Below are 24,992 nucleotides of genomic sequence, written 5' to 3' on the forward strand. Positions count from 1 at the left end.
CTTCCGAAAATCCGCCCCCAACCAAGGGGCGAATGGGTGAACCGCAGCCTGTGGTCAGGCGCGGAAAATCATCGTCGCGGCCGCATGCGCCTCGGAACGGGCGCGGGCCAGCGGACTTTGTTCGGGCAGACGCCCATGCAGCGCAAAGGTGACGGGCACCGCGAGCAGGGCGAAGGGAAGGGTGATCATGAAGATCAGGGCGAAGTAGATCGAATACTCGACCCGGCCGGCGCGATGGGCGCGGCACTTGGGTTCGTCGATGCCATAATCGGTCATTCATTCTCTCCCTTGGTGAAGGTATAGCCGGGGCCCCTCAGTGCCTCGACCGTTTCGCGAACCACCCGCTCGGCCCCGGAATCGAGGGCTGCCTTTTCGGCGGCGTCGCGCAGAGTTCTTGCCGCGCTGATGCGCGTCAGGATCGGATGTTCTTCCACGATGCGGTCGAGGGCAGCCTGAGCATCGGCATCCCACGGGAAGTCGCGGCGCAGCGTGGCAGGGGTAGCGGCGGCGCTGTCCATGTCGCTGCCGAGCGGCAGAATATGGAACAGGGCATCAAACAAACTGTTGCACACCTCTTGAAGCAACCAGGTGCAACCTGCATATCCTATTGTGGGGGTTCCTGTAGCGCGGCGGATGGCCGCGCCCGGGAAACTTGCAGCGATAAAGCTGGGTTGCGGGCCATGCCCGCCTGTGCCCATTTCGGCAAGATACATCTTTTCGTTGATCGAACCCATCACCACCAATGGGCGGTGCTGGCGCAAAAGACCGCGAACAGCCTCATTATTGGTCTTTTTTCCCGGAATCCGGGCCACGGCGAAGGCGCAGGGCAGGCCCAGGTCACCTTCCAGATAGTTCCGGATGCCGCGCGCATATGTCTCGTTCGCCACGATGGCGAAGGAGGCGGTGGCAAAGAAGTCCTGTGTGACCGAACGCCACAGATCCCAGACCGGCTTCAGTGTCGAATGCTTTTCCTGCTCGATGAACGGTTCGGGGTCGAGCCCGAGCAGTTCGCCCAGCTTGCGCAGGAATTTCGTCGTGCTGTCGAGCCCGATCGGGGCCTGCAGGTAGGGTTTGCCCAGCACCTCGGCCAACCCGCGCCCGAACTCGCGATACATCACGATGTTGACGTCGGCGTTCACCAGATGCCGCATTTCGGCCAGGTGCGCGCCCAGCGGCATCACCATGTTGATGTCGGCCCCGATTCCTTCGACCAGACGGCGGATCTCGTGCAGGTCGGAGGCCATGTTGAACACGCCATACATCGGCCCGAGGATGTTGACCCTCGGTTTCTGCCCGGCGTCGCGCCGGGTTTCCGGCGGCATCCGGCCCTTGGTCATGCCGAACTCGCTGAAGATCCAGGTCATCGCGCGGTCGGCGGTTTGCCACTGATCCTCGTCAATGGTGCGCGGCAGGAAACGCTGGATGTTGGTGCCCATTGGCGTCACGCCGCCGCCGATCATCTCGGCAATCGAGCCGGTCACCACCACAGCAGGAAGCGCCGGGTCGAGCGTGCGCCAGGCACGGCGCATCGCACCCTCGGTGCCGTCGCGGCCCAGTTCTTCCTCGCCGAGCCCGGTCACCACGATGGGCAACTCGTGCGGCGGCAGGGCGTCGGTGTAGTGCAGCACCGAGGTCACCGGCAGGTTTTCGCAGCCCACCGGACCGTCGATCACCACTTGCAGGCCCTTGACGGCGCAGAACGCATAGACAGCGCCCCAGTAGCCACCCGCCCGGTCATGATCCTGAACCAGCATCAGATGAACTCCTCGGCCTTGGCGGCTTTCGCGGCCTTGTCGAGCTTCTTCTGGTGTGCGGCGCGGAAATCGGGGCGCAGGTTCGGCGCACCTTCCCAGATGCCGGAGGTATCGCCGGTGCCGACACCTTCGAAGAAGACTTTCATGCCATCCATCCGGGACTTGCCCGCGATGGCGGCGTTGACGACCTGACCCAGGCTGCCAGCCCCCGCCGGGCCCATCAGCGGGCGGGCGGAAATCAGGTTGGTGAAATAGAGCGCCGGCATTCCGGCCTGTTTGGCTTTCTGGACGACCGGCGTGGTGCCGATTGCCAGGTCGGGCTGGAAACATTCCATCGCGGCCAGATCGTCTTCCAGGCTGGCGCGGTATTTGACGGCCACGCCCTTGGCTTCCAGCCACTCGCGGTCAGCTTCGGACCACGGCGTTTTCGCGCAGGCTGTGCCGACATAGGGCACATCGGCGCCGCTTTCGATCAGCAGGCGCGCGACCAGCAGTTCCGAGCCCTCGTAACCCGACAGCGTGATCCGGCCCTTGATCGGGTGGGCGGCCAGCGCGCCCTTGATCGCGGGCAGGAAGGCGTTCTGCGCGGCGGCAATCTGGGCGGCGGGCACGTTGTAGGCCTCGCCGATGGCGGCCAGCCAAGCGGCGGTGCCGTCATGTCCGACCGGGGCAGAACCCACGACCTTGCGCCCGGCAGTCACGAATTCGCGCACTGCAGCGGTGTAGAACGGGTGGATCGCGGCGATCACGTCGCTGTCGAGCGCGGCATAAAGCTCGCGCCATTCGCGGCAGGGCACCACGGGGCCACAGGCGAGGCCCATCGGGGCCAGCATCGCGCCGATCATCATCGGGTCGGCGGGGAACATCTCGCCCAGCAGGGTCACGGTCGGGCGGTCGGAGCGGCCCGAGACGGGGGCAGCAACCGGTCCGGCCTCGATCTCGGCGCGGGCATATTTCAGCATCGCCCCGGCAAGCACGTCCTTGGCCTCGGCATGGGTCGGGATGCCGAAGCCCGGCACGTCAATGCCGACAACCCGAACACCGTTGATTTCATTAGGCAACAGCTTCAGCGGAACGCCCGAGGCAGTTGGCACGCAAAGGTTGGTCACCACGATGGCGTCATAGCGGTCGGGGTCGGCGAGTTCGTGGACCGCATCGCGGATATCCTCGAACAGCTTGCCGGTCACCAGCGATTCCGAGTTGAAGGGCACGTAGCCCACCGACCGGCGCGCGCCGTAGAAGTGGCTCACGAAGGTCAGGCCATAGACGCAGCAGGCCGATCCAGACAGCACGGTGGCGACCCGGCGCATCCGCAGGCCGACGCGCAGCGACCCGAAGGCCGGGCACATCGATTGCGGCTTGTCGTGCGGGCCCTGCGGATAGTCGGCCGCATACTGGTCGAGCAATTCGGAGTTTCCGGCCGCACGGGCGGCCGCCTCCATCGTGGCGGCACCGGCATGACAGCCCATCCCGTCAACCGGGGCGGCAGTCATGGCAGCCTCCGGCTCGGCGGGGCCCACGTCCGACAGGGGCGTGGCTTGGGCATTGTCATAGCCGACTTCGCTGGTCATTTCGCACCCACCGGGGCGGAACGGGTCGGCTTGGCGGAAATCTGGGCCAGAGCCCGGTCGAAGGCTGCGAGAGCGTCGAGGTCAAGCATTATCATACACCACTTCAAGCGATTTCTTCAGGACAGCGTTCTTGCCGCGCATGTCGGCGTCCGAGGCGGGGGTCAGCACGAAATCCTTGCCGGTGGTTTCGGCCGAGAACAGGTTCAGCAGGCCATCCTGCGTCAGCGGCGCGGGCCGGACCGGCGGCGCGATGGCGACCGCGTCGGCAAGGGCGGCGAACAGCGAGCCCCACTGGCTTTCCGAGGTGCCGACGATCTGGTAATTCGCCGATTTCTTGCGCAGATCATCGTCCTGCGGAATGGCGGCCAGCACCGGGATGTTCACCGCCTTGGCAAAGGCCGCAGCCTCGCCGGTGCCGTCATCCTTGTTGATCACCAGGCCCGCGATGCCGACGTTGCCGCCCAGCTTGCGGAAGTATTCGACCGCTGAGCAGACGTTGTTGGCGACATAGAGCGACTGGAGGTCGTTCGACCCGACGAGGATCACCTTCTGCGCCATGTCGCGGGCGATCGGCAGGCCGAAGCCGCCGCAGACCACGTCGCCCAGGAAGTCGAGCAGCACATAGTCGAAATCCCAGTCATGGAAGCCCAGCTTTTCCAGCAGCTCGAAACCGTGGATGATGCCGCGCCCGCCGCAGCCGCGACCGACCTCCGGCCCGCCAAGCTCCATCGCGAAGACGCCGCCGCGCTTGAAGCACACATCGCCGATCTTCACCTCTTCCCCGGCCAGTTTCTTCTTGGTCGAGGTTTCGATGATGGTCGGGCAGGCCTTGCCGCCGAACAGCAGGCTGGTGGTGTCGGATTTCGGGTCGCAGCCGATCAGCAGCACGCGCTTGCCCATTTCGGCCATCATGTGGCTGAGGTTGGCCAGCGTGAACGACTTGCCGATGCCGCCCTTGCCATAGATCGCGATGATCTGGGTTTTCTTGGTCGGCTCGCCCTGCGGAATCTCAAGCGTCGGCTCTTCATGAGCCTCGTCGCGAAGGCGCTGATCGAAATCTTTCAGGTTCGGGATATCGAGGGTCATGCCTGGGCCTTCCAAGAGAGGATCATTTTGAGACAGTCCGGGTCGGTGAATGCGGTTTCGTAGGCTTCCTTCGCGGCGCTGGCGGGGCGGCGATGGGTCACCAGACCCTCCATCGACAAGGCGCCGCTTTCGATCAGCGACCGGGTCGCCTCCATATCCTCGGGGTCCCATTCGGCGGCAATGCGCAGCCGCGCCTCGCGCATGAAGGCCGGGGCAAAGGTGAACTGTATCGGCACGGTGTAGAACCCGGCCAGCACGACTTCGCCACCCTTGGCGATGCGCCCGATCAGGGTATCAAGCAACTTTGCATCGCCCGACGCGTCGTAGATCGACCGGTAATCGCGGCGCGGATCGGCCTCGGGCGTGGTGACCTCGTAGCCGATGGCTCCCTGCGCGCGGGCGGGGTTGACCTCCCACACCGTGGGCGCCGCGGCGCCGGCCGCAACGGTCAACCGGGCGAGCAGACGACCCAGAACGCCATGGCCGACGATCAGGTCGGGAAGAGCGTAGTTGAAGCCCGCCAGAGCATGGCGCGCAGTGGCGGCCAATGCCAGCAGGGCACCTTCGGCCCCCCAGCCCGGATCGATTCGCGTCACGCGTGTGGCGGCCGTCACCAGATGGTGCGAGGCACCACCGAACAGACCGCGCACCGGTTCGCCATCGCGCGGCAGAAAGCAGTTGGCGCCTGGAACGAACACCCGCTCGCCGACCTTGAAGCCGCTGTCGGCCCCTGCTTCCACCACTTCGCCCGCAGCCTCGTAACCCGGAACCAGCGGATAGCCCATGCCGGGGAAGGGCGGCATCGTGCCGGACCAGAAAAGCTTTTCAGTGCCTGTGGAAATGCCGGAATGCGAAATCTCCACCACCAGGTCGCCCGCACCGGGCGCGATCAGCGAAAGGGACTCTATCCCCAGCTGTTTCGGACCCGAAAGGATGACGGCGTTGGTTTCCACTAGATGCTCCGTTCCCTGCCCTTGGTGACTCGCCCGTTTCGGACTCAGTCGCTGCCTTGGGTGTTGGTGTAACTTTAGCCTTACAAGTCGAACTGTCAATCAAAATAGACACTTTTGCGACAGCCGCTGTCTTACGCCGCAGGCGCAGCGCCGGGTTTCCGGGCCGTGACGGCGCTTGTCACATAAGGGCGCGGCCCGGGGTGCGCGGTGACCCGCTCGAACCCCGCCGCGCGCAGCAGGGCCGATATCTCGGCGGCCGAGCGGGTGCGCCCGGTCTGCATCGCCATGGTATAAAAGGCAAAATAGACATCGGTCGCGCGATCGGGCTTTTCGCCGCCCGACATCGGTTCCGAAATGATCAGCCGTCCGCCCGGCGGCAGGGCGTCGAAAACGCGGGCCAGCAATGCCGTCACCGTGGCATCCGCATGGTCGAAAAGCACGCGGATCAGACTGATCGCATCGGCGCCGTGCGGCAAAGCGTCGTCGCGGAAACTGCCGGAATGGATGGTGACTCGGTCACCCAGACCAGCCTCGGCCAGTCGCGCGCGGGCACCCGCCGCCACCACCGGAAGGTCGAAAAGCGCAAGCTCCAGCCCCGGATGCGCGCGACCGATGGCTGCGATGAAGGCTCCGGTGCCGCCGCCGATATCCATCAGCCGTCTGATGCCGGAAAAATCGACAAGGCGCAGCGTGTCTTCGGCAACCAGCCCCTGACTGTCGGCCATCAGTTCGGAATAGACCGCCACCACGGACGGGTCCGCGGCCCCGCCCGCGCCGTGGACGTAGGGCCAGAAGCCTGCAAGTCCCGGCGTGGTTTCGCCGCGCAGAAAGGCAACAGGGTCGGCCAGGTCGCGGTAAAGCACGGAATGGTGGCGCACCATCGGCTCCAGCCCCGGCACGGCAAGGAAGGCCGCGCCGCGGCGGGCCAGCCCGAAGCTGCCGTCACGGTTGCGACGGAGCAGCCGCAGCGCGGCACCGGCCTGGAGCAAGACCTGCATCCGCGGTTCTGCAATGCCGCACTGGTCGGCAAGCGCGCGGGCGTGACGCGGCCCCTCCGCCACCAGATGCAGGATGCGCAGTTCCACCAGCGCCAGCAGCGCCTGCGACTGCACGAAGCCCGAGATTGCGTCGAACAGCGCCATGCCTTCGCTGCGCACGATCCGGCGCAGGAACGGCACGCGGGCAGCCGCCGCCTGAAAGCGGCGCGATCCGACCATGCGGTTCAACAGGCCATGCATCCGGGCGCGGCCCGGCCGACCAGCTTCCGTCAGGACAGACACCTCAGGCCCGGGCGGCCGCAGCAGCTGCAGGGGCCACCGGGGTCATGCGTTCGGCATAGCGGCGGACCATGTCGGCCAGCATCGCCTCGCCCTTGCAGGACGGGATCGACGAGATCGCGCCCCCCAGAATGTCGCGCAGACGGCGGATCGCGCCTTGCACCCCCAGTTCGGCCACCGCCGAGGGGCGCCCATGCACCGCGTCCTGTCCGGCGGGCTTGCCCAGCGTTTCGGAATCGTAGAGCGCGTCGCGCAGGTCGTCTGCGACCTGGAACGCCTCACCGATCCGGGCGCCAAGCTCGGTCCAGGGCTCGGGGTCCTTGCCCGCGGCCAGCGCGCCCATCTGGGTGGCCGCAATGAACAGCGCCCCGGTCTTGGCACGGTGATAGGCGGAAAGGTCGACCTTGGCCTCGCTTTCCCAGCCCTGCCCGGCGCAGATGCCGTGCGGCATCCCTGTCCGGCAGGCAAGGGTACGAATCAGCCCCAGCGCACGGTCGGGCGAATCACCGGCGGCGGCGGCCAGCACGTCGAAGGCCATCACGATCAGGCTGTCGCCCGCCAGCACCGCCAGCGGTTCGGAGTAGGCGCGGTGCAGCGTCGGCTTGCCGCGCCGGACGTCGGCATTGTCGAACGACGGCAGATCATCATGCACGAGGCTGGCGCAATGGATCAGCTCCAGCGCGGCGGCAGCGGCATTCGACAGCGCCGGGCGGTCGTCGCCGCAGGCGATGGCAACGCTGAGAAGGATCGTCGGCCGGATGCGCGCCCCGCCGGGGGTCACCGCATAGGGCAGTGCCGAGGCCAGCCTTGGCGGCGCATCCGCCCCACCCCCCGCTGCCACGGCTGCGGCGATTGCCGCCTCGATCCGCGTGTCCAGTGACATGCCATCCCCCTGTGATCCGGAGCGGTGTAAATAATTCCTTACACCAAACTGTAAATCATACTGGACAGTTCCCGCCGCCGAGTCAACAATCCTGAGCTATGGAAGCGGTGCACGCCCGGAGCCAGGGCAAGACAGGTGATCGTGTCGTCGTGATCGGCGCAGGAGTCGGCGGCTTGTGTGCCGCCGTCAGGCTTGCGCACGCCGGTCTGGACGTGACGCTGGTCGAGGCGCGGCCCACGCCGGGCGGCAAGATGCGGGTGGTTGGCAGCGCCGCCGGGCCGGTGGATGCCGGGCCGACCGTCCTGACCCTGCGCGGCGTGTTCGAGGATGTCTTTGCGGCGGCGGGGGCGCGGCTGGAAGATCACCTGACGCTGGTGCCGCAAACGATCCTCGCGCGCCACTGGTGGCCCGACGGCAGCACGCTGGACCTGCACGCCGACCCCGAGGCCAGCGCGCAGGCTGTCGCCGCCTTCGCCGGGCCGGTGGCCGAGACGGAGTTCCGCCGGTTCCATCACAGAACAACCAATGTTTACAAGGCGTTCGACGCCCCGATGATGCGCGCGTCGCGGCCGATGCCGGGGGCAATCGCCTGGGCTGCGCTGCGCGATCCCGCGCTTTGGCCGTCGCTTCTGCCCGGCATGACGCTGGCACGCTCGCTTGCCATGGCGTTCACCGACCCGCGTCTGCGACAGCTTTTCGGGCGTTATGCGACCTATGTCGGCGGGTCGCCCTACCGATCGCCCGCCGTGCTGGGTCTGGTCTGGCAGGCCGAGGCGGCGGGGGTCTGGGCGGTCGAGGGCGGGATGCACCGGCTGGCGCAGGTGCTGGCGGGGCTGGCAGAGGCCGGGGGGGCCCGGCTGCGCTACGGTGTCGCCGTCGAACGGATCGTGCCGCAATGGGGCAGGGTGTCGGAGGTGGTTCTGGCCGACGGCGCCAGCCTTCCGGCCGACCATGTGGTGTTCAACGGCGACCCTGCTGCCCTGACAACCGGCCTGCTGGGCAGTGCGCCCCGCACGGCACTGCGTCGTTCGGCCACAACGCCGCGCAGCCTGTCGGCCTGGGTCTGGAGCTTTGCCGCCCGCCCCTCGGGGCCGGATATGGTGCATCACAACGTGTTCTTCGCGTCCGACCCCCGGGCCGAGTTCGGCCCCCTGTCGCAGGGGCTGATGCCGGAAGACCCGACGCTTTACATCTGCGCGCAGGACCGCAGGGGCGCCACGATGCCGACCGGACCCGAACGGTTCGAGATCATCCTGAACGCTCCTTCGACTGCGACGCTGCAATCCCAGCCGCAAGAGGATACAAGATGCCGGGACGTGACCTTCCAGCGGCTGGCCCGCTTCGGGCTGACCTTCGATCCGACTCCGGGGGTATCAGCGCTGATGGCGCCCTCGGGGTTCGCGCGGATGTTCCCGGGGTCGCAGGGGGCGCTTTACGGTCGCAGCCCGGAAGGGCTGATGGCGGCATTCCAGCGGCCGGGGGCGCGGACGGCGCTGCCGGGGCTGTATCTGGCAGGGGGCGGGGCGCATCCGGGGGCGGGGGTGCCGATGGCAGCCCTGTCCGGTCGGCACGCGGCCGAGGCGATATTGACCGACCTTGCTTCTCGGTCGAGGTCGGGCCGGACGGCTATGCCTGGTGGTATATCGACGGCGTCTCCGACGACGGCAGCCGCGCCGTCTCGGTCATCGGATTCATAGGCTCGGTCTTTTCGCCCTGGTATTACTGGTCGGGCCGGCGCGAGCCGCAGAACCATTGCTGCATGAACGTGGCGACCTATGGCCCCGGCGGCCGCTTCACCATGACCGACCGGGGCCGCGGCGCCCTGCGCCAGACCGACGATACCCTGACGGTCGGCCCCAGCCGGATGCACTGGAACGGGCGACAACTGGTCATCGACATCGACGAGATCGGCGCACTGCCGATGATCGAACGGGTGCGCGGCCGCATCACCGTGACGCCCAGCGGGCTGAGCGATGTCGAGGTGCTGCTGACGCCCGATGGCGCGCATCTGTGGCGGCCCTTCGCACCCACCGCGCGGGTCGAGGTCGATCTGACGCAGGGGCAACGCTGGGAGGGGCACGGCTATTTCGACGCCAACTTCGGCACCCGCGCGCTTGAGACGGATTTCGACTACTGGACGTGGGGCCGCTTTCCCCTGGCGGATGGCGCCGCCTGTTTCTACGACGCGACCCGGCGCGATGGCAGCCACCTGTCGCTGGGCATGACCTTTGCGGCCTCGGGTGAATCAAAGGTGATCACGCCTCCGCCGCTGACCCGGTTGCCGCGCACCTTGTGGGCGCTGCGGCGCGAGACGCGGGCCGACGCCGGGCACAAGCCGCGGCAGGTGATGCCGATGCTGGAAGCGCCGTTCTACAGCCGCTCGATGGTGGAAACCCGCATCGGTGGCGAGCTTTCGGTCGGAGTGCATGAGGCGCTCGATCTGCATCGCTTCCGCATTCCGGCGTTGAAGGCGATGCTGGCCGTGCGCGTGCCGCGCCGCCCCACCTGGTCGTTTCAGGACTGAATCGACCCCGACCCCGGCATGAACGCCGGGGTCGGGGTTGTCGTGTCAGGCCTCTTGCGGGTTCATCCGCCAGACCCGGAAGTTCAGCGCCGAGGCGATGCTGGTCCAGATCAGGTAGGGCACGAACGCCAGACCCGCCCACACGTCGAGTTGCAGGAAGGCGACCGTGGTCGCCGCCACCGAAAGCCACAGGCAGGTGATGATCACCATGCCGGCGCGCAGTTTCTGCTGCCCGAAGAAGATCGGCGTCCACAGCGTGTTCAGCGCGATCTGCAACCCCCAGAAGGCCAGTGCCTGCCCCGAATCCGGCAGCACCGCGATGCGGGCCGCCGACCAGGACATGGCAATGTAAAGCACGAACCAGGTGACCGGAAACACCCAGTTCGGTGGAGTCCATGCCGGTTTGCGCAGGCTGTCATACCATGCGCCCGGCTTGATCATCGCGCCGGTGGTTGCCGCCGCCATGCAGGCGGCCAAAAAAGTCAGAAACAAGCCCCAGTCCATCACAGCTTCCTTTGCAGATGCAGAATGAACACTAGCCGATCACGGGCACCAGGTAAGCCCCGATTCGCCCGCCGGGGGCGTGACCAAATGAAACGGGGTGCCCTGCCTGCGCAGGACACCCCGGAACGCATGTCTCGGCCGTTGCTCAGTTCGTGACGGCCGGTGCCGGTGCCGCATCGGCTGCGGGAGCAGCCGCATCCGCCGCCGGGGCCGCCGGGGAAAGCGACGCGATATAGGCGTAAAGGTCGGCCGGATCGTCGGTCTTCTTCAGTTTGAACGCCATGATCCCCTTGGCTTTCTTGTCGTCGAGGTAATCCTTCAGGAAGGCGCTGGGGTCGCGGACGTAGGTTGCGAAATGCTCCTCATCCCAGACAAGGCCCTTTTCGCCCGCGGCGATCATGTCCTTGCCGTATTTGAAGCCGGGGTAGGAGCCTGCCGCGCGGCCGAACACGCCATAGAGGTTCGGCCCGGTGATGGCCTTGCGGCCTGCCAGCACGTTGCCTTCGGGATCGACCACGACGTGGCAGGTCTGGCACTGGTTGAACGCCTTTTCGCCTTTGGCGATGTCACCCTCGGCCAGCACGGGGCTGGCGAAGGCGAATGCCGCGAGGGCGGCGATGGTGAAACAAGATGTCTTCATTGGAAGTCCTCCGTAGTTGTCAGTTTGTACGCGCAAGCATGCCGATCGGATCAGGCGACGGCACGCGCCAGGGCGCAATGCTGCCACAGGGCCGCAAGCGCCGCCACCAGCCGGTCGATATCGGCATCCGAATGCAGCGGACCCGGCGTGATGCGCAGACGCTCGGTGCCCTTCGGAACGGTGGGATAGTTGATCGGCTGAACATAGATGCCCCAGTCATCCATCAGGATGTCGCTGATCATCCGGCATTTCATCGGGTCGCCGATCATCACCGGGATGATGTGGCTTTCGTTCGCCATATGCGGAATACCGTGCTTGTCAAGCTTGGCGCGCAGGGTGGCGACGCGGTCGCGCTGCGCCAGACGTTCGGCATCGGATGTCTTGAGGTGCCGGATCGAGGTTGCCGCCGCAGCTGCCACCGCAGGCGGCAGCGCGGTGGTGAAGATGAAACCCGACGCGAAAGAGCGGACGAAGTCGCACAGCGCCGCCGATCCGGTGATGTAGCCGCCGACCACGCCGTAAGCCTTGCCCAGCGTGCCTTCGATCAGGTCGATCCGGTCGGCCAGCCCCTCGCGCTCGGTAACTCCGCCGCCGCGCGGGCCATACATGCCCACGGCGTGAACCTCGTCGATGTAGGTCATGGCGCCATGCGCCTCGGCCACCTCGACGATCTCGCGGATCGGGGCCACGTCACCATCCATCGAATACACCGACTCGAATGCCACGATCTTGGGCCGGTCGCCCACGGCGGCCAGCTTGCGGTCTAGGTCGCGCCAGTCGTTGTGCTTCCAGATCACCTTGTCGGCGCGCGAATGGCGCACGCCTTCGATCATCGAGGCATGGTTGCTCGCGTCCGACAGGATCACCGCACCGGGAATGCGCGCGCCAAGGGTCGAAAGCGCCGCCCAGTTCGACACGTAGCCCGAGGTGAACAGCAGCGCCGCCTCCTTGCCGTGCAGATCGGCCAGCTCGGCCTCCAGCACCAGATGGTGATGGTTGGTTCCCGAGATGTTGCGGGTGCCGCCGGACCCCGTACCGCAGGATTTCACGGTGTCCACCATCGCCTGCACCACGGCCGGATTCTGGCCCATGCCGAGATAGTCGTTGGAACACCACACGGTCACTTCGCTGACATTTCCGCCCGAATGGCGGTCGGCCTTGGGGAAGGCACCGCAGTGGCGTTCAAGTTCGGCGAATACACGGTAGTTGCCGTCTGCCTTCAGCTGATCCAGCTGGGCGGTGAAGATCTTGTCAAAGTCCATGGACGTCCTCTTGCAACCTGTCTTGAGCGATGGGTTTGGGTGCCGGGATCATCCAGCGCCAGAGTTTTTGGTCAGGCAGGGGAAGCACCATGAACCAGTGTTCCAGCAATGCCAGCAGCGTGAGGGCCGCAAGCAGGGTGAAACCCGTCACTGCGCCAGGAGTCGGGGCAGACCAAACCCTTTCCATCCAGCAGGCAGAAGCAAAGCTTATCGTGGTAATCGACACGGGGAACAGCGGATTCATTGTCGCACGCCGGAAATGGCTCGACAGATGCGCCAGCGGCCGGGGGAGGAATTCGGTGTTGATTCTCGGCACCCCGAGAAACAGGTTCAGCTTGGCCGAGATGCGGGCGAAGAACAGCACTATGAAGGTGTAAAGCGCAAAGCTGTTCACCGCATCCTTCGACAGCACGATCAGGGCCAGCAGGGCCACGACCAGCAGCGTCTCGTGCCAGGCCAGCGTGCCGAAGCCGCGCAGGAACCGATCCCATTCGGTTGCGCCTTCCGGGCATTCGCGGGTGTTCGGCCCGGTGACGATGCCGGACAGGAACGCAAGTTCGATCCAGCCCCAGATCGCCAGCGCAGACAGGAAGGCCAGATAGGCACCCTGCGGCGACCCGTCGGGAACGGTATGGACCACGCCGTAGAACCCGGCGCCCAGCAAAGGCAGGCCCAGCAGCACCGACCAGAGGTGCTGTTCGGGGCCGCCATTGTCGGCGGCCTTGACGCGCCACAGAATCGCGCCCGTGAAGAACCACCACAGGAAAAGCGCGGTTGCGACGGCCATCCAGGGATTGTCGGTCATCATGGCCTACCCTCGCACGGCAGGCCACGTGCCAAGGCGGGGGCATCCGCCCCGCGCCTCGTGCAGGATGTGGCCCGCCCGGTCAATAGATCGGCTCCAGTCGCACGTTCTCGGGCAGCACGTTGTTCTTGACCGGAATGGTGTAAAGCGCCACGAACGCGACCGCCGCCTTGGCTGCCGCCCCCCATTCCTTGAACTTGCCGCCGATCCCGCCCTCGCGCTTCGCCGCATCCATGGCGATGAAGGCGGCGTTCATCCGTTGCAGATTGGGAATCCAGCGCGGGTGGTCGATGTCGATCTCGATCGGGAACACCTGACGCGCGATGGTCGAGGTCTTGCGGAACACCTCCTGGTCATACCATGCGATGTCGACGCCAAGCGCCTTGTGAAACTCCGGCCGGGCATGGTCGCGCACCCACATCGTCGAGTAGACGGCGGTCAGAAAGAAGCGGATCCACAGCTTGTTGGCGAAGCTCGTGGTCAGTTTGGGGTCGGTGCGCATCAGCAGCGCGAAGGCCTCGCCATGGCTGAACTCGTCGTTGCACCATTCCTTGAACCATTTGAAGATCGGATGGAACCGGTGTTCCGGGTTCGCCTCCAGATGGCGAAAGATGGTGATGTAGCGGGCGTAACCGATCTTTTCCGACAGGTAGGTGGCGTAGTAGATGAACTTCGGCCGGAAATAGGTGTATTTCTTGGCCTTGGTCAGGAAGCCCAGATTCACTGCAACACCCGCCTCGCGCAGCGCGTCGTTGATGAAACCGGCATGGCGGGCCTCGTCGCGGGCCATGTAGTTGAACAACTCGCAGATGTCGGGGTTGTTGCCGCGGCGCTTCATTTCCTTGTAAAGCACGCAGCCCGAGAATTCGGCTGTACAGGACGACACCAGAAAGTCGATGAACTCGGCCCGCAGCGCGGGGTCCATGCCGGCCCAGTCGACCTTGTCCCAGGACTCGTTTTTCTTGAAATGGCCCTTGTTGGGGTCGGATTTCATCTGGGCGATCAGCTTGTCCCACGCGGGACGCACCGGGGTGACATCGATCCTGTCCATCTCGTCGAAATCGGTGGTGTAGAAGCGCGGGTTCAGCAGTGTCGTCTGGGTGGCCATCGCCGTGGTGTCGGTAGTGACCGGAATGATTTCGGTATGGTCGGGGTAGAGATCCTGCGGGGTGGCGTTCACAGCTTGACCTCCTCTGAAAATGAAAATTCGCACAGTTCCATGAACTCGAAGTCACCGGTCATCCGGGTCCACAGCCGTTCCAGCGCGCTGGCCCGGGTGATGGTCGCGATGCGGTCTTCGATCACCAGTTCGCCATAGGCCGCCACGACCGGCGCGCCATGCACCAGAACCTCGTCTCCAGGATAGACGACGGCCCCGTTGTTGAAACGCACATGCGCGTGAAGGCTTTCGAACCGATGGCTTACTTCTACGGTGCAGGGCACCCTTTCAGCTTCCTTGGTGAAAATTCCCATGATTTGGTTCCCATTTTTGTTCGGTCGTCACTGCGACATCAGCCGTTCGAATGCAGCCTTGTTGTCGCCACCAAAGGCATAGAGCTCTGCGCTCCAGCCGGTTTCCGGGTCGAGCAGGGCGAGCCTGCCGTTGGCGAAGCGCACGAGACGCACCGGCAGCGACTGATCGACCCCCTTCGTCAGGCGCGCGCGCTGCAATCCGTTCTGCACCACGGTGATGAAACCGCCATGCGCCAGATCGGCGATCACGGTGCCGTCTGCGGCAAGAACCGTCACCGCCTGTGCCCCCCCACCCTTGAGAACGATCAGCCGTTCCTGAACCACGTCGGCCGCCTTCGGTTGCCCGACCGGTTCGCGGCCGGTCGCAACGGAAAAGCCCACGATGGCAAGTGACAGCAGCGCCAGGGCGAACATGGCGCGCAGCAGCACCACGGGAACCATTTCCTTGTCGGGATCTTTCGACTCGGGTCGAACGTCCACGGCCATCGGCGTCTCCTATTGTGCGGCCAGGGCCGAAGCCGACGCTGACCCTCGGGTGATGACGGGCTGCGAGATGCGGGTCTCCGCAGCCTCGGCCAGAATTCCTGCGACGCGTGCGGCATCGGGGATGCAGCGCAGCGCGGGCTGGGTGTGACGGATGTACCAGGGACGGACATGAGGCCAGCACACCAGATAGGACAGCCGCGTGTTGCCCAGCGTTTCAAGCGCAATCGTGCCGGTGCCGTTGCGCTTGAGATCCAGGCGCGCGGTGCCGACTTGTGCATAGGGCAGATTGAAGGTGACCGACAGGGCCGCGCCGATGCGCATTGCAACCCGGGCCGTCGTGATCGTGTAGACGGTGGCGCGGGCCTGCACCCAGGCCATGAGCAGGATCACCAGATAGGCGGCAACGCCAAGGCCGACATAGGGAAGCCCCATGGCGAGAGCAAGAACGGCACCGCCATCGGCCCAGCCGACGGCGGAACGCCAAAGCACGATCAACACGAAATAGCCCACCACCCAATTCAGGCCGAAGGCATCGCGCGCCAGGGTCCAGGTGTGGGGACGGCCCTGCCACAAAAGGGTTTCCCCCTTGGGCGGCAGGGCAGGGAGGCCCTCAACCGGCTCGAATGCAAGATCATCATGTCCGGTCATGGGTCAAATCCTCCGTTTCAGCCGAACATCAGCTTCATCTTGGAAGCCTTGTTGGAGTACATGGTGCCGCCGGCAAACCAGCCGCAGATCTTGTCTTCTTCCAGCAGCGTGACCTCGGTCGCGGATTTGGTCGCGGGCACGCCCGGGAACCGATCGGAAGACAGAGATTCCACCACGACGCGCTGTTTCTGGACCTTCGCCATGGTCATCGGGATAAGCCGCTTGGCCCCGCTGTCAAGGGTGACTTCCAGATAGCGCACCAGCTGTTCGGGGCCATCGAACCAGATATCCGAAATCTTGCCCACGAACTTCAGATCGTTGGCGAAAACCGGCAGGCCGCGCGGGTCGCGCCCGGCCGAAACCACAAAGCTGGGCGACTGCGACATCGGGATGATCTTGTTGTGGCCGTGACCGTCAAGCTCCGGCACGTCGCGGCGCGGGGCCCAGGAGGCCGGGCCCACACCGTCCACCATCGGATCGCCGGTGGGCACATGCGGGAAACCCTCGGAGACGGCCGTGCGGGCCAGCGCCACTTCGCGGGCTTCACGCTCGCCATTGGGCTGGGTCACGGTGCCGCGGCCATGCGGCAGCAGGAAGGTCTTCTGCGCCGGCAGCGGGAACAGGCCCTGGTTGGGCGAAGGATTGCCGTCCTCGGTTTCCAGCGGATAGCCTTCGCGCATGTTTTCGGTTTGCAGGTAGTAGATCAGCAGGGCAAAGAAGGCCCAGAAGCCCCAGATGGCCAGGCTCGCCAAGTCGAAGTCGCCAAAGAAATTAACGCCAACCATATCGGTTCCTCCGCGTTAGGTGGGAAAGTCGGCAATTCCGATCCTGTCGGTGCCGCTTTGGGTTTCAGGGGACAGGATCGCCAGTTTCACAAGCGGCCCCAGGACGACAAGTGTCGCAAAGAGCAACACGATTTCGAAATTATACACGACTGTGTAGCCGATGGCGGGGGTTGCAAATGTCGCACCCGCCCCGCCGGCCTCCGCCCAATGGCCCACCAGATCGCGCAGGCCGCCGCCGACGAAGACCGAAAGCCCGGCCGCCGTGGCTTGCGCTGCTCCCCAGGCCCCCAGCGCCAGCCCGCGCCCGGCCTTGCCTTGGGCGGGCATCGTCATGGCCGCCGTCAGCGTGCCCACGGCGAACAGCCCGCCACCCAGCCCGATGCAGAACGCGCCGATGTAGAACAGCATGGCCGAATCGACCGGAGCCGCGAACAGCACCGCGGTGAAGGCCGCAATGCCGATCAGAACGCCGCGCCCGACCATTCTGTAAGGGTCCAGCCCCCTTGCAAGCCAGCGGGCCGACAGCCCGAAGCCCAGCAGGGCCCCGATCGCGGTCATCGCGGTCAGCAATGTGGTGGCCGACACGGACAGGCCGAGGATCTCGCCGCCATATGGTTCAAGCAGCACATCCTGCATGTTGAACCCGAACGACCCGATCGCCACCACCGCCAGCAGCCGCCCCGCCGTGCCCCCGGTCATCAGGTCGGCCCACGCTTCGCGGAATTTCGGACGGGGCTCGGCGCGTTCGGCATCGCTCATCGGGCGCAGTTTTTCCTGCTTCCAGAGGGCGACGATGTTCAGCAACAGCGTTACTATGCCACAGCCCTGCACCACCCGGATCAGCCGGATATCCGAGAAATCGCGCAGCAGCCAGCCGACGATCACAGCCGAAACGGCCATGCCCAGCAGATACATCACGTAAAGCAGCGCCACGACCCGGGGCCGCGTCTCGTCGCTGGCGCGGTCGGACGCCAGCGCCAGGCCGGCGGTCTGCGTCATGTGCATCCCGAGCCCGGTCATCAGGAAAGCAAGCGCCGCAAGAACCTCGCCCGCCCAGGTCGGCCCCAGCACCTGGTCGCCGCCCAGCACGATCAGCGCGAACGGCATGATCGCCAGCCCGCCCATCTGCCACAGCGAGCCGAACCAGAGGTACGGCACCCGCTTCCAGCCCAGCGCCGACCTGTGCGTGTCGGACCGGAACCCCAGCAGCGCGCGGAATGGGGCCACCAGCACCGGAAGCGCGATCATGGCCGCCACCACCGTGGCCGAAACCGACAGCTCGACAATCATCACCCGGTTCAGCGTGCCCAGCAGGAGCACCATCGCCATGCCGACCGACACCTGGAACAGCGACAGGCGCAGAAGCTGCCCCATCGGAAGCCCTTCGGACGCCGCATCCGCGAAAGGCAGCGACCCCATCGTCAGCCGTTTGAGCGATGCCTTCCCCAGGATCATGGGCGATACTCCAGGCATTCCGAAATGTAGAAACCCCGCGACACGCGCTCGACCTGTTGCAGGTTGCCACCAGTCGCGGCGGCCAGCGGCTCGAACGCATGAGGGATCATGATCGGCGAGCGGTCGGACCGGGGGAACAGCTTGCCCATGGTCCAGAACGCCATCAGGAACGGGGTCTTGGGCGCCACGGTGAACACCACCGCCTCCGCCGTGCGCCCGCCCAGCCGCTCCAGTGCTCGGCCGATGTCGGGCGCGGTGTAGTAGATCAGGCTGTCCATCGCCAGAACGAAGTCGAACGCCCCGTGACTGTCGCACAGCATGTCGCCCGCGGCAAACCGCACCTGTGGCGCATGATGCGCGGGCAGGCGCGACTGCGCGATGTCGATCAGTGCGGGCGAGATGTCAACGGCCGTCACGTCTGCGCCGCGTGCCGCAAGCTCCATCGTCATCTGCCCGGCGCCGCAACCCGCATCCAGCACCCGCGCACCCTTGAGGTCGGCGGGCAGGCGCGACAGCATCACGTCGCGCATCCGGTCACGCCCTTCGCGCACCGTCTGCCGGATGCGCGAAACCGGCGCATCCGAAGTCAACCGCTCCCACGTCCGGGTCGCGGTCCGGTCGAAATAGTCCTCGACGCGGGCGATGGTGTCGGAATAGTCGGCCATGATCAGTCGAACCCCAGCAGTTCGAATATCTCGCGGTCCGGCAGCGGGGCCGGGGCCAGCGGGTCGGTTCCGCGCCACAGGGTTTCGGCCAGACGGATGTATTCCTTGCGGACCTGCACCACGTCCTCGGCGTCTTCCATCTCGAACAGCGTCTTCTTTTTCAGGCGCGAGCGGCGGATGGCATCGAGATCGGGCATGTGTGCCAGCCGGTTGAAGCCGACGACCTTGCAGTACCGGTCAACCTCGTCGGTCTGGTGACTGCGGTTCGCGACGCAGCCAGCCAGCCGGACCTTGTAGTTGGCCGATTTCGCCTGAACGGCGGCGATGATGCGGTTCATCGCGTAGATGCTGTCGAAATCGTTGGCGGTGACGATCAGCGCCCGGTCGGCATGTTGCAGGGGGGCCGCAAAGCCGCCGCAGACCACGTCGCCCAGCACGTCGAAGATCACAACGTCGGTGTCATCGAGCAGGTGATGCTGCTTCAGCAGCTTCACCGTCTGCCCCACAACATAGCCGCCGCAGCCGGTGCCGGCCGGCGGGCCGCCCGCCTCGACGCATTTCACGCCGTTGAAGCCTTCGAACACGAAGTCTTCGGGGCGCAGTTCCTCGGGGTGGAAATCGACTTCCTTCAGGATGTCGATCACCGTCGGCACCAGACGCCCGGTCAGCGTGAAGGTGCTGTCATGCTTGGGGTCGCAGCCGATCTGCAGCACCCGCTTGCCCAGCATGGAAAAAGCCGCCGACAGGTTGCTGGAGGTGGTCGACTTGCCGATCCCCCCCTTGCCATAGACCGAGAACACTTTCGCGCCCTCGATCTTCACATCGGCGTCCTGATGCACCTGAACCGAGCCGTCGCCGTCAAGGCCACGCAGGTCGGGAATTTCATCTCGCGGGCTCATGATGTGCCCCTTTCATCTTGGCGTAAATTTCCCCGCCGGAGGCATATCCGGCAAGGGTCGCATTACTCCTCCGGGGGCGCGCGGTCATTCGGCCGCGATCCCTTCCAGTCGGTCTTCCAGTTCGTCGGCGGCCCCTTGCAGGGCGGCCAGCGTTGCGGCGTCGGGCTGCCAGTAGTTGCGTTCGCTGGCTTCCAGCAGGCGGCCCGCCATCCTGGCGCTGGCTTCGGGGTTGAGGTCGGCCAGACGCTTGCGCATCGCCTCGTCCAGCACGAAGGTTTCGGACAGGCGCTGGTAGACCCACGGATCGACCGCCTGCGTCGTGGCAGACCAGCCGAGCGTGTTGGTCACCTGGGCCTCGATCTGGCGTACGCCTTCCGAGCCGTGGTTCAGCAGCCCCTCGTAGTATTTCGGGTTCAGCGCGCGGGTGCGCGATTCGAGCGCGATCTGGTCGCGCAGCGTGCGGACCTTGCCCGCGCCGCGCGTCTGGTCGCCGATGTAGACCGGCGTATCGGTGCCGCCGCGCGCCCGCTTCACCGCCCGTGCAATCCCGCCCAGCGTGTCGAAGTAGTGGTCGACCGAGGTCACGCCCAGTTCCACCGATTCGAGGTTCTGATAGGCCAGATCGACGTTCTTCAGCGTTTTCTGCAGCAGTGCCGCGTTCTGCACCGGCTTGCCGTTGCGCCCGTAGGCAAACGACTTGCGGGCCTCGTAGGCGTCGGCCAGTTCATCCTCTTGCCCGAAGGCCGAGCTGTCGACCAGCTGGTTGACGTTGGACCCGTAGGCGCCTTCGGCGTTCGAGAACACGCGCAGCGACGCCACCTCCATGTCCACGCCCATCTGGTCGGCATAGGCAAGGGCATGGGCGCGGATGAAGTTCTGCTCGGGCGCCTCGTCGGCGGTTGCGGCTTTCCAGGCGGCTTCGGCCAGCATCCGGGTCTGCAGCGGCAGCAGGTCGCGGAAGATGCCCGACAGCGTCATCACCACGTCGATGCGCGGGCGGCCAAGCTCGGCCAGCGGAATGAGGTCGGCGCCGCACAGGCGGCCGTAGCCGTCGAACCGTGGTTTCGCCCCCATCAGGGCCAGCGCCTGGGCGATCGGGCCGCCGTCAGACTTGATGTTGTCGGACCCCCACAGCACCAGCGCCACCGAGCGCGGCAGCGTCGGATGCGCCGCCAGCAGCCGCGCCGCCTGCGCCGCCCCGTCGCGCAGGGCGAATTCGGTCGGCATCCGGAACGGATCGAAGGCATGAATGTTGCGGCCGGTCGGCATGATTTCCGGCGCGCGGATCAGGTCGCCACCGGGCACCGGCGAGATGAAATGCCCGCCCAGCGCCCGCATCAGCGCGGGCAACTCGTGGTCCTGCGACATCATCGCATCGGCGCGGCGGGCCTCTTCGCCGCTGATGCCCATCAGGTCGATCATCTCGGCCCGGGCGGCGGCGGACATCGGGCGGCCGACGACATGCAGCCCGTCGGGAATCAGCGAACCCTCGGCTTCCAGCAGCTTGAGCCAGAGGGTTTCGGGGGCGTTGCCGCCCATGTCGACCGTGGCTGCCTGTTCCGCGATCAACGCTTCCAGCTCGCCGCGCTCGGGGGCGTCTGCGGCAATCGCGCGCCAGCGGGTCAGGCTGTCCTTCAGTTCCAGCAGACCCTTGTAAAGCCCGGCCGATGCCAGCGGCGGCGTCAGGTGGGTGATCGTCACCGCATTCGAGCGGCGCTTGGCCAGCGTCGCCTCGGACGGGTTGTTGGCGGCATAGAGGTAGACGTTGGGCAAAGACCCGATCAGCCGGTCCGGCCAGCATTTGCCCGAAACCCCCGCCTGTTTGCCCGGCATGAATTCCAGCGCGCCGTGCATCCCGAAATGCAGCAGCACATCGGCGCGGAAGTCGTTGCGCAGCCAGGTGTAGAAAGTCGAGAACGCATGAGTCGGGGCAAAGCCGCGTTCGAACAGTAGGCGCATCGGGTCGCCTTCATAGCCGAACACCGGCTGGACGCCGACAAAGACGTTGCCGAAATGCTTGCCCAGCACGAAGACGCCGCGCCCGTCGGTCTGGTGCCGACCGGGGGCGGGGCCCCAGGCCGCCTCGACCTCGGCCAGCCAGGGCGTGTTGGCCACGATCGTGTCGGCAGGGACATTGGCTGCGACAGCCGCGCGCTGGCCGTAGGTTCCGGTCAGCACGGCGGCGCGCAATTCCTCGACCGTTGCAGGCGGGGTCAGCGTGTAGCCCTCGGCCGCCATGGCGTGCAGCGTGTTGAACAGGCTTTCGAAAACCGAAAGATAGGCGGCCGTGCCGACCGAACCCGCATTTGGCGGGAAACCGAACAGCACGATGCCGACGCGCCGTTCCGACACCTTGCTGCGGCGCAGGGCGGCCAGCCGGACCACCTTGTCGGCCAGCGAGTTGACTCGCTCGCGACAGGCCGACATCGCCTTGGCCTCGGCACCTGGGCGGCAGCCATGGGTGCAACCGTCGCAACCGGCCAGGCCGTGGCGGCCGGCAAACACCGTGGGGTTGGTGGCGCCGTCAATTTCGGGCAGCGCGATCAGCATTGTCGTTTCGACCGGCCCAAGCCCACCCGCCGAACTGGACCATTGGCCCAGCGTCTGGAATTCCAGCGGATGTGCCGTGACATAGGGCACATCGAGCGACGACAGTGCCTCGACCGCTGCCGGGCTGTCGTTGTAGGCCGGGCCGCCGACCAGGCTGAAGCCGGTCAGCGAGATCAGCGTATCCACGGCGCTGCCGCTGGCGGTGCGGAAATAGGCATCCATCGCCGGTCGGCCGTCGAGCCCGCCGGCAAAGGCCGGCACAACGGCGAGCCCCTTGGCCTCCAGCGCCTCGATCACCGCGTCGTAATGCGCGCAGTCGGACGCGAGGATGTAGGACCGCAGCAACAACAGACCCACCGTGCCGCGGGCCCCTTCGGGGCGGGGCAGATCGGCGGCGCGCGTCGTGATGCGGTTGGCGAGACGGGGGTGATAAAGCCCGACCTCGGGATAGTCGATCGGTGCCTTGGCCTGGGTGCCGGCCCAGTCCTTGCGGGTGGAGTAGCGCGAGATCAGGAAGCGGATCATCTGCTCGATGTTGTCGTCGGACCCGCCCAGCCAATATTGCATCGACAGGAACCAGGCCCGCAGATCCTGCGCCTTGCCGGGGATGAACCGCAGGATCTTGGGCAGGCGCCGCAAGAGCGACATCTGCTTTTCGCCGGACCCGGACGAGGGGCCCTTGGACGAGCCGCGCAGCTTCTTGAGCAACGCCACCGCGCCGGACGCGGGCTTGGACATGTCGAGGTCGCCCATCTTCGTCAGGTTGACGATCTGGGCATCGGCGATCACGCCGACGAAGGCATCGGCGCGCGCCCGTGCGGCCTTGAGGTTGGGCAGGATGGCGGTGATGTGTTCTTCGATGAAGATCAGGTTGGCAACGACGATGTCGGCATTGTCGACGGCAAGGCGCGCGCGCGCCAGGGCTTCGGGGTTTTCGGCCCATTCGGCGGCGGCGTGGACGGTGACCGAAAGGCCGGGGAAGTCGCGCGCCAGACGGGGCGTGATGCGGGCAGCAGGGCCGGCGGAGTGCGCGTCGAGCGTGACGATCACCACGCTGTAGCCGGAAGTGACGTCTCGTTCAGCGCGCATAATGTGCCTTCGCCTCGTAGAGGGTTTCGACGCTGATCCGGTCAAGACCCTTTTCAGCAGCAAATCTTTCGGTGTTGCGCCGGGCCTTGCCGCGCACGAAGAAGGGTATCTTCTTCAGTTCTTTTTCGGCGTCGGTCAACCAGATGATGTTGGTCGGATCGACGCTGGCGGTTCCCGCCGCGGGGGCGGGTTCGGCGGCGGCCGGGGGCGCGGGGGCGGCGGCCTCGGAGGGCATCGAGCCCTCCTCCTCCGCCGCCGCAGGCGCGGCGGTCACGGCCGGGGCCGGATGGTGCTTGCCGCCATGATGCGACGCGCCGGCGGCGTCGTGAAACTCGAAATCCTCGCGGAACATGGTCAGCAAGTGTTCCTCGAGCCCCATGACCAGCGGATGCACCCAGGTGTCGAAGATCACGTTCGCGCCTTCGAAGCCCATCTGCGGGCTGTAGCGCGCCGGGAAGTCCTGCACGTGTACCGGGGCCGAGATCACGGCGCAGGGAATGCCGAGGCGCTTGGCGATGTGGCGCTCCATCTGCGTGCCGAGAATCAGTTCGGGGGCCAGCGCCTCGATGGCGGCCTCGACCTCGAGGTAGTCCTCGGAAATCAGCGCCTCGACCCCGTAGCCCTTGGCAAAGGCGCGCAGCGGGCGGGCGAATTCGCGGTTGTAGCAGCCCATGCCGACCACCTCGAACCCGATCTCGTCGCGGGCGATGCGGGCGGCGGCCATGACATGCGTGGCGTCACCGAACAGGAACACCCGTTTGCCGGTCAGGTATGTGCTGTCGACCGAGGCCGACCACCACGGCTGGCGCAGCCGGGTTTCGTCGACGGTGGCCGGTAGCCCCGACAGGGCCGACACTTCCGCCAGGAATTCGCGGGTCGCCGCCACGCCGATCGGCACGGTTTTCGTGAAGGGCTGCCCCAGCGCCTTTTCGCACCAGCGCGCCGCCGATTCGGCGGTTTCGGGGTAGAGCAGGACGTTGAAATGCGCCGCCCCCAGCCGCTTGATGTCTGTGGGGCTTGACCCCATCGGCGCCGTGACGTTGACGGCAATGCCCATGCCGGTCAGCAGCGTGACAATCTCGGTCACGTCGTCGCGGTGGCGGAAGCCGAGCGCGGTGGGGCCGAGGATGTTGCAGCTGACCTGTTCGCTGCGCGGCATCGGCTTGGCCAGCGCGCGCGCAATCTGAAGAAACGTCTCGTCGGCGCCGAAGTTTTCCTTGCGCTGATAGCTGGGCAGCTCCAGCGGGATGACCGGGCAGGGCAGGCCCATGGAGGCCGCAAGGCCGCCCGGATCGTCCTGGATCAGTTCGGCGGTGCAGGACGCGCCGACGATGATCGCTTCGGGCTTGAAGCGGTCGTAAGCCTCCTGCACGGCGGTCTTGAACAGCGTCGCAGTGTCGGACCCCAGATCTCGGGCCTGAAAGGTGGTGTAGCTGACCGGCGGGCGCGCATTGCGCCGTTCGATCATTGTAAAAAGAAGATCGGCATACGTATCACCCTGCGGCGCATGGATGACGTAGTGCAGGCCCTTCATGCCCGTTGCCACGCGCATCGCGCCGATATGAGGCGGACCTTCGTAGGTCCACAGGGTAAGCTTCATTTCCAATCTCCGAGACCGGTGTTCCGACGCCAGTGGGCCTTGAACGAAGGAGCCCCGAGCGCAATGCCCGTGACGATCTGGGC

23 protein-coding genes are annotated in these 24,992 nt (G+C 66.0%); 2 read left to right on the forward strand and 21 right to left on the reverse strand.

What is annotated here, in order from left to right; all coding sequences use genetic code 11:
* Nucleotides 1–54: 54 nt before the first annotated feature.
* The 7 genes from pufQ to RNZ50_23220 all read right to left on the reverse strand — a co-directional run bounded on the left by pufQ (nt 55) and on the right by RNZ50_23220 (nt 7,524).
* Nucleotides 55–276, reverse strand: coding sequence for a cytochrome PufQ (gene pufQ / locus RNZ50_23190; GenBank protein ID MDT8857879.1), 222 nt, complete (start codon nt 274–276; stop codon nt 55–57).
* The gene (bchZ, locus tag RNZ50_23195) at nt 273–1,754 is read right to left on the reverse strand and encodes a chlorophyllide a reductase subunit Z (protein ID MDT8857880.1); all 1,482 of its coding nucleotides are present in this window, start codon (nt 1,752–1,754) and stop codon (nt 273–275) included. The genes pufQ and bchZ overlap by 4 nt, the downstream gene beginning before the upstream one ends.
* Nucleotides 1,754–3,247, reverse strand: coding sequence for a chlorophyllide a reductase subunit Y (gene bchY, locus RNZ50_23200; protein MDT8857881.1), 1,494 nt, complete (start codon nt 3,245–3,247; stop codon nt 1,754–1,756). Before bchY ends, bchZ begins: the two co-directional genes overlap by 1 nt.
* Before the next feature lie 159 nt (nt 3,248–3,406).
* Complete coding sequence (locus tag RNZ50_23205; GenBank protein MDT8857882.1) at nt 3,407–4,411, reverse strand: chlorophyllide a reductase iron protein subunit X; 1,005 nt, start codon at nt 4,409–4,411, stop codon at nt 3,407–3,409.
* Nucleotides 4,408–5,364 (reverse strand): chlorophyll synthesis pathway protein BchC, encoded by a 957-nt coding sequence (gene bchC, locus RNZ50_23210; GenBank protein MDT8857883.1) that lies wholly within the window; start codon nt 5,362–5,364, stop codon nt 4,408–4,410. The genes RNZ50_23205 and bchC overlap by 4 nt, the downstream gene beginning before the upstream one ends.
* A gap of 131 nt (nt 5,365–5,495) precedes the next feature.
* The gene (locus RNZ50_23215) at nt 5,496–6,602 is read right to left on the reverse strand and encodes a methyltransferase (protein MDT8857884.1); all 1,107 of its coding nucleotides are present in this window, start codon (nt 6,600–6,602) and stop codon (nt 5,496–5,498) included.
* A gap of 43 nt (nt 6,603–6,645) precedes the next feature.
* The gene (locus RNZ50_23220) at nt 6,646–7,524 is read right to left on the reverse strand and encodes a polyprenyl synthetase family protein (GenBank protein ID MDT8857885.1); all 879 of its coding nucleotides are present in this window, start codon (nt 7,522–7,524) and stop codon (nt 6,646–6,648) included.
* 98 nt (nt 7,525–7,622) lie between these two features.
* On the opposite strand from RNZ50_23220, the gene crtI reads away from it, so the two are divergent.
* Nucleotides 7,623–9,221 (forward strand): phytoene desaturase family protein, encoded by a 1,599-nt coding sequence (gene crtI / locus RNZ50_23225; GenBank protein MDT8857886.1) that lies wholly within the window; start codon nt 7,623–7,625, stop codon nt 9,219–9,221.
* Between the two features lie 62 nt (nt 9,222–9,283).
* A complete protein-coding gene (locus RNZ50_23230; protein MDT8857887.1) occupies nt 9,284–10,048 on the forward strand; it encodes a carotenoid 1,2-hydratase in 765 nt (254 codons plus the stop codon).
* 45 nt (nt 10,049–10,093) lie between these two features.
* On the opposite strand, the gene RNZ50_23235 is transcribed toward RNZ50_23230, so the two are convergent.
* The 14 genes from RNZ50_23235 to bchB all read right to left on the reverse strand — a co-directional run bounded on the left by RNZ50_23235 (nt 10,094) and on the right by bchB (nt 24,909).
* Entirely contained in the window at nt 10,094–10,552 is a 459-nt protein-coding gene (locus tag RNZ50_23235) for a TspO/MBR family protein (protein MDT8857888.1), read from the reverse strand.
* 145 nt (nt 10,553–10,697) lie between these two features.
* Nucleotides 10,698–11,192 carry a c-type cytochrome gene (locus RNZ50_23240; protein MDT8857889.1) on the reverse strand — a complete coding sequence of 165 codons (495 nt, stop codon included), beginning with the start codon at nt 11,190–11,192 and terminating at the stop codon, nt 10,698–10,700.
* A gap of 50 nt (nt 11,193–11,242) precedes the next feature.
* Nucleotides 11,243–12,454, reverse strand: coding sequence for a 5-aminolevulinate synthase (gene hemA, locus RNZ50_23245; GenBank protein ID MDT8857890.1), 1,212 nt, complete (start codon nt 12,452–12,454; stop codon nt 11,243–11,245).
* The gene (gene puhE / locus RNZ50_23250; protein MDT8857891.1) at nt 12,444–13,259 is read right to left on the reverse strand and encodes a putative photosynthetic complex assembly protein PuhE; all 816 of its coding nucleotides are present in this window, start codon (nt 13,257–13,259) and stop codon (nt 12,444–12,446) included. Before puhE ends, hemA begins: the two co-directional genes overlap by 11 nt.
* An 82-nt stretch (nt 13,260–13,341) precedes the next feature.
* Nucleotides 13,342–14,439: a magnesium-protoporphyrin IX monomethyl ester (oxidative) cyclase gene (gene acsF / locus RNZ50_23255; protein MDT8857892.1), complete on the reverse strand. Its 1,098-nt coding sequence runs from the start codon at nt 14,437–14,439 to the stop codon at nt 13,342–13,344.
* Nucleotides 14,436–14,732, reverse strand: coding sequence for a hypothetical protein (locus RNZ50_23260; GenBank protein MDT8857893.1), 297 nt, complete (start codon nt 14,730–14,732; stop codon nt 14,436–14,438). Before RNZ50_23260 ends, acsF begins: the two co-directional genes overlap by 4 nt.
* A 27-nt stretch (nt 14,733–14,759) precedes the next feature.
* Nucleotides 14,760–15,218, reverse strand: a complete 459-nt coding sequence (puhC, locus tag RNZ50_23265; GenBank protein ID MDT8857894.1) for a photosynthetic complex assembly protein PuhC — start codon at nt 15,216–15,218, stop codon at nt 14,760–14,762.
* A gap of 9 nt (nt 15,219–15,227) precedes the next feature.
* Nucleotides 15,228–15,866 (reverse strand): photosynthetic complex putative assembly protein PuhB, encoded by a 639-nt coding sequence (gene puhB, locus RNZ50_23270; protein MDT8857895.1) that lies wholly within the window; start codon nt 15,864–15,866, stop codon nt 15,228–15,230.
* Nucleotides 15,867–15,883: 17 nt separating this feature from the next.
* Complete coding sequence (puhA, locus tag RNZ50_23275; GenBank protein ID MDT8857896.1) at nt 15,884–16,651, reverse strand: photosynthetic reaction center subunit H; 768 nt, start codon at nt 16,649–16,651, stop codon at nt 15,884–15,886.
* A gap of 15 nt (nt 16,652–16,666) precedes the next feature.
* The gene (locus tag RNZ50_23280) at nt 16,667–18,106 is read right to left on the reverse strand and encodes a PucC family protein (GenBank protein ID MDT8857897.1); all 1,440 of its coding nucleotides are present in this window, start codon (nt 18,104–18,106) and stop codon (nt 16,667–16,669) included.
* Nucleotides 18,103–18,771, reverse strand: coding sequence for a magnesium protoporphyrin IX methyltransferase (bchM, locus tag RNZ50_23285; GenBank protein MDT8857898.1), 669 nt, complete (start codon nt 18,769–18,771; stop codon nt 18,103–18,105). Before bchM ends, RNZ50_23280 begins: the two co-directional genes overlap by 4 nt.
* Before the next feature lie 2 nt (nt 18,772–18,773).
* The gene (gene bchL / locus RNZ50_23290; GenBank protein ID MDT8857899.1) at nt 18,774–19,670 is read right to left on the reverse strand and encodes a ferredoxin:protochlorophyllide reductase (ATP-dependent) iron-sulfur ATP-binding protein; all 897 of its coding nucleotides are present in this window, start codon (nt 19,668–19,670) and stop codon (nt 18,774–18,776) included.
* 84 nt (nt 19,671–19,754) lie between these two features.
* The gene (locus RNZ50_23295) at nt 19,755–23,309 is read right to left on the reverse strand and encodes a magnesium chelatase subunit H (protein ID MDT8857900.1); all 3,555 of its coding nucleotides are present in this window, start codon (nt 23,307–23,309) and stop codon (nt 19,755–19,757) included.
* Nucleotides 23,299–24,909, reverse strand: coding sequence for a ferredoxin:protochlorophyllide reductase (ATP-dependent) subunit B (gene bchB / locus RNZ50_23300; protein MDT8857901.1), 1,611 nt, complete (start codon nt 24,907–24,909; stop codon nt 23,299–23,301). The genes RNZ50_23295 and bchB overlap by 11 nt, the downstream gene beginning before the upstream one ends.
* Between the last annotated feature and the right edge of the window lie 83 nt (nt 24,910–24,992).

The organism is Paracoccaceae bacterium Fryx2, from assembly GCA_032334235.1.
Taxonomy (GTDB): domain Bacteria; phylum Pseudomonadota; class Alphaproteobacteria; order Rhodobacterales; family Rhodobacteraceae; genus JAVSGI01.